Here is a 10,682-nt window from a genome sequence, read left to right as displayed (position 1 = left end):
AGGGCCGCCGCCAGGCGCCGCATGGCAAGATCGATCTCGTGCGCGCTGAGCGAGGCATAGCCCAGCAGCCAGCCCTGCAACGCGGGCGTGCCGGCATACAGGCGCCCCAGTCCCGGCAGCGCCAGGCCGGCCGCCGCCGCCCGGCGGATCGTGTCCGCTTCGGACCAGCCCGGTTCCAGCAGGCACGGCACCTGCAATCCCCCCTCCGGCCGCAACGCCCGCGCCACGCCCGCCAGGTGCCGGCCGACCGCTTCCAGCATGGCTTCGCGCCGCGCCGCATACAGCTTGCGCATGGCGCGCACGTGGGCGTTGTAGTGGCCGTCGGCCATGAAACGCGCCAGCGTCAGCTGCAGGATCTGCGGCGTATGGCCATCGACAATGCTGCGCGCGCGGGTGAAAGCCGACACCAGCTCTTCCGGCAAGGCCATGTAGCCCATCCGCAGGCCGGGGTACAGGGTCTTGCTGAACGTGCCCAGGTAGATCGTGCGGCCGTGCTTGTCCAGCCCCTGCACGCAGGCGGTGGGCAGGCCGTCGTAGTGGAATTCGCTGTCGTAGTCGTCCTCAATGATCCATCTGCCGCCCTCGGCCGCCCAGCGTGTCAGTTCGAGCCGGCGCTCCAGCGATAGCGTGGCGCCGGTCGGATACTGGTGCGAAGGCGTCACGTAGACGCACGCGGCGCCGCTGCGGTCGGCGCGCAGCAGGTCGGTGCGGATGCCCTGCGCATCGACGTCGACCGGCACCACGCGGGCCTCGGCGAACTCGAAGGCCTTGCGCGCGCCGAAATAGCCGGGATTCTCCAGCAGGATCGGCTTGCCGGCATCCACCAGCAACTGCGCGCACAGGAACAGGGCCTGGCGCGTGCTGCTCAGCACCACGATCTGCTCGGCGCGCACCTTGGCGCCGCGTTCCAGGTTCAGGTAGGTGGCGATCGCGCGGCGCAGGGGCTCGGCGCCTTGCGGGTCGCCATGCAGCAACACGTGGCCGCGGTGGTCCCGCAGTACCTGCCGCTGCAAGCGCTCCCAGACCGCGAGCGGAAAGCTGCGGGTCTCGGGCAGCCCCGTGGCGAAGGCCTGGACCGATTGCTGGTCGGCCACGCCGCCGCTGTCGAAGATCGCCCGGCCACGCCGGCTCAGGCCGGCCGCCGGCGCGATCGATTGCGCCGACGCCGGCCGGCGCTCCCGCGATAGCGCGCGACGCCGCGCCGAACCGCGCAGTTCGGTGCCGATGGTTTCCGATACATAGCTGCCCGAGCCCTTGCGCCGCGCGATGAACCCATCGCGCTGCAACTGCACGTAGGCGTTTTCGACCGTGTCGCGCGCCACCCCGAGCGACTGCGCCAGCGCGCGGGTGGCGGGCAGCTTCACGCCGGGGTCCAGGTCGCCGTCCAGCACCAGCGCGCGCAGCGCGCGCTGGATCCGCTGGTGCAGGTCGAGCGGCGCCAGGTCCGCGTCGCCCATGCGGATCTTCAGTGTCTCAAGCGTGAAAGTCTTGCTCATGCGGTCTGCCCAAGGGCGATGAAAGCGTCAATGACGACCGACCATTCTAGTCGGCGGCGAGCGCGCCGGAAGCGATAAAGTGGTCTGGCCAGACCAGTCAAAGTGTACGGTCCAGACAGTCCAATACGGCGTTACAAAGTGGCTTGCCACTCAACCCTTCCAACCTGTCTCGCCCATGTCTTCCCCCAGCGCTTCCCCCCTGCTCGCGCGCGATCTCCTCCATCCCGTCGTCGCCGGCCTGATCTCGGTCATCGTCAACTATGGCGGCACCTTCATCCTGGTGTTCCAGGCCGCCAAGGTCGCCGGCCTCAGTCCAGCGCTGACCGCCTCCTGGGTCTGGTCGGTGTCCATCGGCGTCGGCGTCACCGGCATCCTGCTGAGCTGGGCCGCGCGCGAACCCATCATCACCGCGTGGTCCACGCCCGCCGCGGCCTTCCTGGTCACGGCGCTCGCCACCACGCCCTACGCCGAAGCCGTCGGCGCCTACCTGATCTCCGCCGCCGCGTTCGTCGCGCTCGGGCTGTCCGGCTGCTTCGACAAGGCCATCCGCCTGATCCCGCCCGGCGTGGCCGCCGGCCTGTTGGCCGGCATCCTGCTGCCGTTCGGAATCGGCGCGTTCGGCGGCATGTCGCTGGACCCGTTGCTGACGGGCTGGCTGATCCTGGCCTACGTCGCCCTCAAGCGCTATACCGCGCGCTACGCCGTGGTCGGCATCCTGGTGTCGGGGCTGGCCCTGCTGTTGTTGCAGGACCGGGTCGACCTGTCGGGTCTGCGGCTGGAATTCGCCACGCCGGTCTTCACCGCGCCCGCATTCTCGCTCAATGGCCTGCTGAGCGTGGCGCTGCCGCTGTTCCTGATCACGCTGACCGGGCAGTACATGCCGGGCATGCTGGTGCTGCGCAACGACGGCTTCAAGACCAGCGCCAACCCCATCGTCACCCTCACCGGCCTGGGCTCGCTGCTGATGGCGCCGTTCGGCTCGCATGCCTTCAACGTGGCCGCGATCACCGCCGCCATCTGCACCGGCCGCGAAGCCCATGACGATCCGTCCAAGCGCTGGATCGCCGGCATCGCCGCGGGCCTGTTCTACATCCTGGTCGGCGTGTTCGGCGTGACGCTGGCCGCCCTGTTCATGGCCCTGCCCGCCACCTTCATCACCACCCTGGCGGGCCTGGCGCTGCTGGGCACCATCGGCGGCAGCCTGGCCGGCGCCCTGGCCGATCCAAAAACACGCGAGGCCTCGCTGATCACCTTCCTGGCGGCCGCGGCCAACATCAAGCTGTTCGGCATCGGCGGCGCCTTCTGGGGCCTGGTGATCGGCCTGCTCGCCCATGCCGCGCTCAATGGCCGCCTGCCGCGACGCCTGCGCCCGCCCCGCTACACTGATCTGCCGCGCCCCCAAGCCACCGGCAAGGAAATGGTGAAATGATGACGCTCCCGACCGATCCCGCCCAGGCCGCGCCTGGCGGCGCCGACACGCAGACCCGCCACGACCAGCACGGCCGCTATCCGCAGGCGCTGAACGTCGAGGACTTCCGCCACAACCTGGCCGTCATCCACGCGCGCATGGACGCCGCCTGCCGGCGCGTCGGCCGCGACCCGGCCGGCGTGCGGCTGCTGCCGGTCAGCAAGACCATGGACGAATCGCGCATCCGGCTGGCCCATGCCGCGGGCTGCCGCCTGCTGGGCGAAAACAAGATCCAGGAAGCCCACCGCAAATGGCAGAACACCGCGGACCTGCCCGACCTGCGCTGGTCGGTGATCGGCCACCTGCAGACCAACAAGGCCAAGCTGATGGCGCAGTTCGCCAGCGAATTCCAGGCGCTGGACAGCCTGCGCCTGGCCGAAGCGCTGGATCGCCGCCTGCAGGCCGAAGGCCGCGCGCTGGATGTCTACGTGCAGGTCAACACCTCCGGCGAGCCCAGCAAATACGGCCTGGCGCCCGACGATGTCGCCGCCTTCATCCAGGCGCTGCCGGCGTTTTCCTCATTGCGGGTGCGCGGCTTCATGACGCTGGCATTGTTCTCCAGCGAGGCCGAGCGGGTGCGCCAGTGCTTCGTGCTGCTGCGCGGCCTGCGCGATCGCCTGCGCCAGGATGCCCCGGCGGGCATCAGCCTGGATGAACTGTCGATGGGCATGTCTGGCGACTTCGAGATCGCCATCGAGGAAGGCGCCACCGTCGTGCGCGTCGGCCAGGCCATCTTCGGCGCCCGCGCGCTGCCGGACAGCCACTACTGGCCGGGCGCGGCGTAGCCTGCGCAACGGGACGGCCCTAGGCCACCGGCCAGCGCCCCGCTCCCTCCGGCAGCGCCGGCAGGCTGGCCCGCAACATCTCATCGATGAACGCCGCCGGCCGCAACCGGCCTTCCGGCTTGTACCACTGCACCGTCAGGTTCATCGCCCCCAGCACGCAGCGCTTGATCACGCGCGCATCGCCCCGCAGCACGCCGGCGGCCACCGCCGCCGCCACCGCGTCCTGCCACATGGCCTCGTAGCGGTCGCTCAGCGCCTTGACGCTGGCCTGGCTCGACGCGGACAGGCTGCGCCATTCGTAGACCAGCGCGTTCATCGCATCGCCGCCGGCGCCATGCAGCATGCTCCACATGTGCACGCGGAACAGCGCCGCCAGCCGGTCGGCCGGCGTCCGGTAACGATCCAGCGCCTGGCGACCTTCGTCCAGCACCTCCTGGATGCCGTTGTTCATCACCGCCACCAGGATTTCCTCCTTGCTGCGGAAATGATGGAACAGGCTGCCCGATTGCAGGCCCACGGCGCGCGCCAGTTCGCGCACGGTGGTGCGTTCGTAGCCGTGCTTGCGGAACAGCCGGGCCGCCGTCAGGATCACTTCGGCGCGGCGCAGCGATTCCGCGCCGTCCTCGTGGCCCTGCGGGGCCGCCTGCGCCGCGGCCTTGCCGGATCGGTTCATAGCCGTTCGACGATGGTCGCCGTCGCCATGCCGTGCCCGATGCACATGACCTGCAGGCCGAACTGGCCGCCGGTGGCGCGCAGGCCCGCCAGCATCTTGGCCATCAGCGCCGCGCCCGTGGCGCCCAGCGGATGGCCGTGGGCAATGGCGCCGCCCCATGGGTTGACCTTGGCCGGATCCGCATCCAGCGTCTTCAACCAGGCCAGCACCACGCTGGCAAAGGCCTCGTTGATCTCGATCCAGTCGATGTCCCGCAGGCGCAGGCCGGCCCGCTCCAGGGCGCGCTCGGTGGCGGCGATCACGCCGGTCAGCTGCAACACCGGATCCGAGCCGATCGCCACCCGCGCGCGAAAGCGCGCCTGCGGCCGCAGCCCGTCCGCCAGCGCGGCCTGGCGGTCGGCCAGCAACACCGCCGCCGCGCCATCGGCCAGTTGGCTCGACTGCGCCGCCGTCACGTTGCCCTGCCCCGGCGGGCGCAGGGCAGGCGCTAGCGCGGCCATCTTGGCGGGGTCGGCATGCTCGCGGATGCCCTCGTCGCGCGCCGGCGTCCCGGCCGGGCCCGGCAGCAATTCGCTGTGGCGGCCGGCGCTGGCCGCCGCCCAGGCGCGCGCATGGCTCTGCATCGACCAGGCATCCAGTTCCGCCCGCCCCAGCTGCCACTGCTCGGCGATGCGTTCGGCGCTCTCGATCTGGTGGATCAGCGGATAGCGCTGCAACAGTCCGGGATTGAGCGACTCGAAGCCGCGGAACTCGCGCTGGCCCAAGGTCACGTCCAGGAACATCGGCACGCGGCTCATGCTCTCGACGCCGCCGGCGACCACGTAGCGCATATCGCCGGCGGCAATGGCCTGGGCCGCCGCATGCACCGCCTGCTGGCTCGAACCGCACATGCGGTTCAGGGCCACGCCCGGCACTGTCTCCGGCAGGCCGGCCAGCAGGGCCGACAGCCGGCCGATGTTGGCGCCCTGCTCGCCCGCCTGGCTGACGCAACCGGCGATCACATCGTCCACCTGGCCGCCCGGCAGACCGGCGCGCGCCAGCAGGCCCTGGATCACCTCGGCCAGCAGGTCATCGGGCCGCTTGTCGGCCCACCAGCCGCCGCGCCGCCCGAACGGCGTGCGCACCGCCTCCACGATCACCGCTTCGTTCATGCTGGCGCCTCCTCGGCGTAGAGCCGTTCTATCTCGTCCGCGTAGCTGCGGTAAATGCTGGCGCGGCGCACCTTCATGGTCGCGGTCACCTCGCCATCGTCATGGTCCAGCTCTTTGGTCAGCAGATGGAAGCGCTTGATCTGCGCCACCGGCGCCAGGCCCGCGTTGGCGCGCGCCACCTCGCCGGCCACCAATTCGCGCACCTCGGCGCACTCGGCCAACGAGCGGAAATGGGTGAAGGCGATGCGGCGCGATTCGGCCCACTTGCCCACGGTCTCGAACTCCAGCTGGATCAGCGCCGCCACATAGCGCCGGCCGTCCGCCACGATCACGCATTCCTTCACATAGGGGCTGCTCTTGACCGCGTTCTCGATCTCCGACGGCGTCAGGTTCTTGCCGCCGGCGGTGATCATGATGTCCTTCAAGCGGTCCACGATGCGCAACTGGCCCTCGCGAACCTCGGCCACGTCGCCGGTATGCAGCCAGCCGTCGCGCACGGTCTGGGCGGTGGCGGTTTCGTTCTTGTAATAGCCGGCGAACACCATCTCGCCGCGCACCTGCAATTCGCCCTGCTCGCCCAGGCGCCAATCCACGCCCAGGATAGGCTCGCCCACCGTGCCCGCCTGCACGCGGTCCGGATGCTGGCCGAAGATCATGCCGGTCGACTCGGTCAGGCCGTATACCTCCACCAGCGGCACGCCGAGATTGCGGAAGTAGCGCACCACCTCGGGCGCGATCGGCGCCGCCCCGGTCATCGCCACCCGTACCCGCCGCAGGCCGATGAAATTCTGCAAGGCGCGCAACACCAGCCAGTACCACAGCGCATAGGTCATCCGCTCGCGCATGCCGCGCTGGCGCGCCGACTTGTGCGCGAACGGCGCGCACGCGGCCAACGCGCGCCGGTACAGCCATTGCTGCAATCGCCCCGTTTCCTGCATCTTGATCGAGATGGACGCGTGCAGCTTTTCCCAGATGCGCGGCACGCCCAGGAACACGGTCGGCGCCACTTCGCGCAAATCCTCCTGCACCGTGCGGATCGACTCGCCGAAATTGACCTGCGCCCCCAGGTAGATCGGCACGAAGGTCGACAGCATCTGCTCGGCCACGTGGCACAGCGGCAGGTACGACAGATGCACGCTGCGCGCGTCCATGCCCAGCCGCTCGGCAATGCCGGGCGCCACGCCGCGCATGTTGCGGTAGCTGAGCATCGCGCCCTTGGGCTTGCCGGTCGAACCCGAGGTGTAGATCATCAGGCCCAGGTCGTCCAGCCCCTGCGTGTCCAGCACCTCGTTCAACGCCTGCAACCCTTCCGCCTCCTGCCGCTGGCCGTCGGCCTCCAGCTCGGCGAAGGCGACGATGCGGGCGCGTTCGGCCGGCGCGTAGGAACGCAGGCCCTTGGTCTCCATCACCACGATGCGCCGCAGCAGCGGCAGCCGGTGCGCCACCTGCAGCACCTTGTCGGTCTGCTCCTGGTCCTCGCACACCACCAGTTCGACGTCGGCATGCTCCAGCACATAGCCCATTTCCTCGGCCGGGCTGGTGGCGTATACCCCTACCGCCACGCCCCCGACGGCGCCCGCGCCCAGCTGCGTCAACAGCCATTCCAGCCGGTTCTCGGCAACGATGGCCACGCGCCCGCCGCGCGACAGGCCGGCCGCCCGCAAGCCCAGCCCGACACGGCAGGCGCGGCGCCAGTACTCCGCCCAAGACACCGGCCGCCAGATGCCGAAATCCTTCTGCCGCACCGCGACGGCGTCCGGCTGCCGGCGCGCCTGCTCGCGCAGCATCTGCGGCAGCGTCAGCGCCGGCCAGGCCCCAGGCGCGCGGGCGGATTCGAGCGGCCCGTTCATGACAGCCAGCGCTTGCGGCGCTTGTAGTGCTTGATGTCGCGAAAGCCGCGCGCCTCGCCCGATCCGCCCACGCCCAGGTAGAACTCGCGCACGTCGGGGTCGGCCGCCAGCTTTTCGGCCGTGCCGTCGATCACCACCTTGCCGGTCTCCATGATGTAGCCATAATGCGCCACCGCCAGCGCCACCGAGGCGTTCTGCTCGACCAGCAGCATCGACACGCCCTGCTCGCGGTTGATGCGCGCGATGATGGAAAAAATGGTTTCCACCAGCATCGGCGACAGCCCCAGCGACGGCTCGTCCAGCAGCATCAGCTTGGGCTGCGCGATCAGCGCCCGCCCGATCGCCAGCATCTGCTGCTCGCCGCCGGAAAGATAGCCCGCCAGGCCGCGGCGGCGTTCGTACAGCCGCGGAAAATATCCGTACACCAGGTCGAAATCGGCCTTGGCGCCGGACCTGCCGCTGAGCGCGTAGGTCGCGGCCACCAGGTTCTCCTCGACCGACAGGTCCTCGAACACGCGCCGTCCTTCCATCACATGCGCCAGCCCGGCGCGCACCAGGTTCTGCGGCCGCGCCCCCGCGGTGTCGCCGCCGTCGAACAGGATGCGCCCGCGCGCCAGCTCGCCATCCTCCAGGTCGAGCAGGCGCGACACCGCCTTCAACGTCGTCGACTTGCCGGCGCCGTTGCTGCCCAGCAGCGCCACGATGGCGCCGGCCGGCACCGACAGCGACAGGCCGCGCAGCACCTGCACCGCCTTGTTGTAGACCACCTCGATGTTGTTGATGTCCAGCACCGTCGGCGGCAACGCAGCGTGTCCGGGGTTCACGGGCGCCTCACTGCAGCACGATCCAGTCGGAAGCCGGCACCATCTGCTTCTGCTTGGTATCGGCGCGATAGATACGGCCCACCGGAATCGAATTGCCCTTGATGCTGATCGGCACGCCGATCAGCCCGCCGGTGTCGAAGTCCTTGATGCCCTCCAGCGCCGCCTTCATGTTGGCGCTGGTCAGCTCCTTGCCCGCCTCCAGCGTGCGCTTGGCCACCTCGGTGAACAGCATCGCCGCAAGGAAGCCCTGCATGTAGCCGGTGCTCTGGTATTGCGGCCGCATCTCGCGGATCTTCTTGAGCATCGGCGCGTCCGCCGTCTCGTCGTAGTAATAGCGGTACGGCATCACGCCCATGAAGCCCTCGGCGTCCTCGCCCATCTGCATCACGGTGGAGTTGTCCATGGTCCAGAACGTGCCCATGTAGCGCGTCTTCAACCCCATGCGCTTGCCCTGCCCGACGAACTCGGGAATCGGCGCCAGCACGTAGCCGTGGAAAATGGTGAAGTCCGGATCGGCGCGGCGCAGCTTGATGACCTCGGTCGACACGTCGACGCTGCCCGGCGGCGTCATGATCTCGGTGGCCACCGTCAGCCCCAGCTTCTGCGCCACCGCGCGCGAACTGGCGATCGGGTCGCGGCCGAACTCGGTATCCGAATACACGAACGCCACCTTGGCGCCCGGCTTTTCCTTGGCGATGTAGCGCAACAGGATGCCGAACATCTCCGTGTAGTCCGGCCCCAGCATGAACTGCGCCGGATACTTGGCCGGGTCGTTCAGTTCGGTGGCGAACGACGCGCCCGTCATGAGGATGTTGCCCGAACGGTTCAGCTCGGCATTGATGGTCTTGGAAAACCCGGTCGAATCACCGTAGTAGAAATTGACCTTGTTCTGGCTGGTGATCTTCTTGAAGGCCGCCACCGACGCGTCCACCTTGTAGGCGGTGTCCTCCGGCACGTAGCGCAGCTTGCGGCCCTTGACGCCGCCCTGGTCATTGACGATCTTGACGTAGTCGGTGATGCCGGCATGGATGCCCTGCCCGGCGAACGCGAACACGCCGCTCAGCGGGATCGAGCCGCCCAGCACCAGGTCCTCCTCGGCCTGGGCCGCCGGCGCCGCGGCCAACGCCAATGCCACGCCCAAGGGGGCCAGCAACTTCGATAAACCGCTGCCTATCCGGATGCGCTTCATGGTTTCGTCTCCTGGTTCTCTTGGGAATACGCGGCCGCCGTCTAGGTGCGGAATGGCCACAGATGGAAGTAGCGGCGCACGCGGCGCCAGATTTCCGCGAGCCCGTGCGGCTCGAAGATCAGAAAGCCCACGATCAGCAGGCCGAACACAATCGTGCGCACCGGCGATATCAGCCGCAGGGCATCGCCCCCCACCGGCAGCCAGCCCACCACCAGCTTGAGCAGTTCGGGCACCATGGTCATGAACACGGCGCCCAGGATGGAACCCAGGATCGACCCCATGCCGCCCACGATGATCGCGGCCAGGAAGAAGATCGACATGATCAGCGGGAAACTCTCCGGCGTGACCACGCGGAAGAAATACGCCCACAACCCGCCCGCCACGCCCGCGTAGAACGACGACAGCCCGAACGACAGCAGCTTGTAGCGCAGCAGGTGGATGCCCAGCACCTCGGCGGAAATGTCGCGGTCGCGGATCGCGATGAAGGCGCGACCGATGCGCGTGCGGAACAGGTTGGCCGCGCCCAGCACCATCAGCGCCGTCAACGGCACGATCAGCCAATAGATCTTGAACGACGTGTCCAGATCGATCCCCAGCAGCCGCGCCGGCGGCACCTGCAACCCGCCCGTGCCACCAGTGAAGGCCCAATTCGCGAACACGAAGTGCGCGATGAACGAAGCCGCGATGGTCGAGATCACCAGGTACAGCCCCTTGACCCGCAGTGAAGGGATGCCCACCAGCAGCCCGCCCAGCATCGCCACCACGCCGGCCCCCAGCAGATTCAGCAGCACCGGCGTGCCCAGCCGCAGTTCCATCACCGCCACCGTATAGGCGCCCAGCCCCATGAACGCCGCCTGCCCCAGGCTCACCAGCCCGGTGTATCCCGTCAGGATGTTCAGCCCCGCGGCGCTGGCCACGTTGATCGCCACCAGGCACGCCAGGTACAGCCAGTAGGCGTCGGCCACGAACGGGAACAGCGCCAGCGACGCCGCCAGCAGCGCCAGCCACAGCCGCTGGGTTGCCGTATCGAACAGCGCCTCGTCGGCCCGGTAGGTCTCTTTCGCGGTCGCGATGCGCATGGCTACAGCCTCTCGATTTCGCGCGTGCCGAACAGCCCATAGGGCCGCATCATCAGCACCGCCACCAGCACCACGAAGGTCGCCAGCAGTTTGTATTCGCCGCCCAGGTAGGCACCGGCCCAGGCCTCCAGCAACCCGATGAAAATGCCTCCCACCAGGGCCCCCGC

General features: G+C 69.0%; 9 protein-coding genes and 1 pseudogene. 2 read left to right on the top strand and 8 right to left on the bottom strand.

All coding sequences use genetic code 11. The features are described from left to right. Positions 1–1,496: PLP-dependent aminotransferase family protein (locus DK459_RS17500; protein WP_110134991.1), on the bottom strand; the 1,496-nt coding region annotated here is incomplete at its 3' end. A gap of 175 nt (positions 1,497–1,671) precedes the next feature. On the opposite strand from DK459_RS17500, the gene DK459_RS17495 reads away from it, so the two are divergent. After that, positions 1,672–2,925: a benzoate/H(+) symporter BenE family transporter gene (locus tag DK459_RS17495; protein WP_020928313.1), complete on the top strand. Its 1,254-nt coding sequence runs from the start codon at positions 1,672–1,674 to the stop codon at positions 2,923–2,925. Beyond that, on the top strand, positions 2,922–3,749 hold the full coding sequence (locus DK459_RS17490; protein ID WP_179840284.1) for a YggS family pyridoxal phosphate-dependent enzyme: 828 nt from the start codon (positions 2,922–2,924) through the stop codon (positions 3,747–3,749). The genes DK459_RS17495 and DK459_RS17490 overlap by 4 nt, the downstream gene beginning before the upstream one ends. A gap of 19 nt (positions 3,750–3,768) precedes the next feature. On the opposite strand, the gene DK459_RS17485 is transcribed toward DK459_RS17490, so the two are convergent. From DK459_RS17485 to DK459_RS17455, 7 genes and pseudogenes are all read right to left on the bottom strand, one after another. Beyond that, positions 3,769–4,422, bottom strand: a complete 654-nt coding sequence (locus DK459_RS17485) for a TetR/AcrR family transcriptional regulator (protein WP_006386150.1) — start codon at positions 4,420–4,422, stop codon at positions 3,769–3,771. Then, complete coding sequence (locus tag DK459_RS17480; RefSeq protein ID WP_047991160.1) at positions 4,419–5,573, bottom strand: thiolase family protein; 1,155 nt, start codon at positions 5,571–5,573, stop codon at positions 4,419–4,421. Before DK459_RS17480 ends, DK459_RS17485 begins: the two co-directional genes overlap by 4 nt. Next, the gene (locus tag DK459_RS17475) at positions 5,570–7,423 is read right to left on the bottom strand and encodes a long-chain fatty acid--CoA ligase (RefSeq protein ID WP_053500028.1); all 1,854 of its coding nucleotides are present in this window, start codon (positions 7,421–7,423) and stop codon (positions 5,570–5,572) included. The genes DK459_RS17480 and DK459_RS17475 overlap by 4 nt, the downstream gene beginning before the upstream one ends. After that, positions 7,420–8,214 (bottom strand): ABC transporter ATP-binding protein, encoded by a 795-nt coding sequence (locus DK459_RS17470; protein ID WP_026384304.1) that lies wholly within the window; start codon positions 8,212–8,214, stop codon positions 7,420–7,422. The genes DK459_RS17475 and DK459_RS17470 overlap by 4 nt, the downstream gene beginning before the upstream one ends. Positions 8,215–8,254: 40 nt before the next feature. Further along, complete coding sequence (locus DK459_RS17465) at positions 8,255–9,436, bottom strand: ABC transporter substrate-binding protein (RefSeq protein WP_006386155.1); 1,182 nt, start codon at positions 9,434–9,436, stop codon at positions 8,255–8,257. A gap of 41 nt (positions 9,437–9,477) precedes the next feature. Next, the gene (locus DK459_RS17460; RefSeq protein ID WP_110134943.1) at positions 9,478–10,515 is read right to left on the bottom strand and encodes a branched-chain amino acid ABC transporter permease; all 1,038 of its coding nucleotides are present in this window, start codon (positions 10,513–10,515) and stop codon (positions 9,478–9,480) included. A 2-nt stretch (positions 10,516–10,517) separates the two neighbouring features. After that, positions 10,518–10,682: pseudogene (locus DK459_RS17455) on the bottom strand (branched-chain amino acid ABC transporter permease); the annotation flags it as partial.

The organism is Achromobacter sp. RW408 (assembly GCF_003184165.1).
Lineage (GTDB): Bacteria > Pseudomonadota > Gammaproteobacteria > Burkholderiales > Burkholderiaceae_B > Achromobacter > Achromobacter xylosoxidans.
Note: the sequence above shows the minus strand (reverse complement) of the source record. Positions and strands in the feature narration are given on the sequence as shown.

Coding starts and splice junctions, on each gene's coding strand:
- DK459_RS17490 (WP_179840284.1), top strand. CDS start 2,922: ATGATGACGCTCCCGACCGATCCCGCCCAGGCCGCGCCTGGCGGCGCC.
- DK459_RS17480 (WP_047991160.1), bottom strand. CDS start 5,573: ATGAACGAAGCGGTGATCGTGGAGGCGGTGCGCACGCCGTTCGGGCGG.
- DK459_RS17485 (WP_006386150.1), bottom strand. CDS start 4,422: ATGAACCGATCCGGCAAGGCCGCGGCGCAGGCGGCCCCGCAGGGCCAC.
- DK459_RS17460 (WP_110134943.1), bottom strand. CDS start 10,515: ATGCGCATCGCGACCGCGAAAGAGACCTACCGGGCCGACGAGGCGCTG.
- DK459_RS17465 (WP_006386155.1), bottom strand. CDS start 9,436: ATGAAGCGCATCCGGATAGGCAGCGGTTTATCGAAGTTGCTGGCCCCC.
- DK459_RS17495 (WP_020928313.1), top strand. CDS start 1,672: ATGTCTTCCCCCAGCGCTTCCCCCCTGCTCGCGCGCGATCTCCTCCAT.
- DK459_RS17475 (WP_053500028.1), bottom strand. CDS start 7,423: ATGAACGGGCCGCTCGAATCCGCCCGCGCGCCTGGGGCCTGGCCGGCG.